The sequence below is a fragment of the Alcanivorax sp. HI0083 genome, from assembly GCF_001635175.1.
The window spans coordinates 1-657 of the sequence record NZ_LWFX01000486.1 but is presented as its reverse complement, the minus strand read 5'-3'; the positions used below and the strand labels follow the sequence as shown (position 1 = coordinate 657).

The window sequence follows — 657 nt, the reverse complement described above, 5'->3', positions numbered from 1 at the left end:
ATGTATGACTTTCTGGAGGCGTTCGCCCCCCATCTGAGCCGGGAGCTGGTAGAAGCCGCCATCAAGGCCCCGAACCGGGAGGAAAGAGAGGCCTTGTTTGAGGGTATCGACCTGCCCATCCGCTAATTATCAGGTTACCCATTCCCATTGTGGGAGCGTGCCTACCCGCGAAAAGCCCGGCGCGCCAACGCTCGAGGTCCGCGTGCTAGCACGCTCCTACAGGCAACCCCTTGCACCGCGTTCGCCTGCAAACATCCCCTTCCATGGCGTGTCACCGTTGCAAAGCCCCCGGGGCGCCGCTACATTGTGCGCGCCTTATCAACCCAAAGGGGAAACACCGTGGAATTGTTGTGCCTGGACCTGGAAGGGGTGCTGATCCCTGAAATCTGGATCAACTTCGCTGAAAAAACCGGCATCGATGAACTGCGTGCCACCACCCGGGATATTCCGGACTACGACGAACTCATGCGCATGCGCCTGAAAATCCTGGATGAGCATGGCTACGGCCTGCCCGACATTCAGGCGGTCATCGATACCCTGGACCCGATGGACGGAGCCAAGGAATTCGTTGAGTGGGCCCGTGAGAACTTCCAGCTGCTCATTCTTTCCGACACGTTCTACGAGTTCGCCAAGCCGCTGATGAAGAAGCTGGGATGG

The 657-nt window shown here is 58.8% G+C and carries 1 protein-coding gene; it reads left to right on the top strand.

Features of this window, described 5'->3' with window-relative positions; all coding sequences use genetic code 11:
• Positions 1–339 precede the first annotated feature (339 nt).
• Positions 340–657, top strand: a 318-nt coding sequence (thrH, locus tag A3754_RS05005; RefSeq protein ID WP_082904756.1) for a bifunctional phosphoserine phosphatase/homoserine phosphotransferase ThrH, incomplete at its 3' end; no start/stop codon positions are given.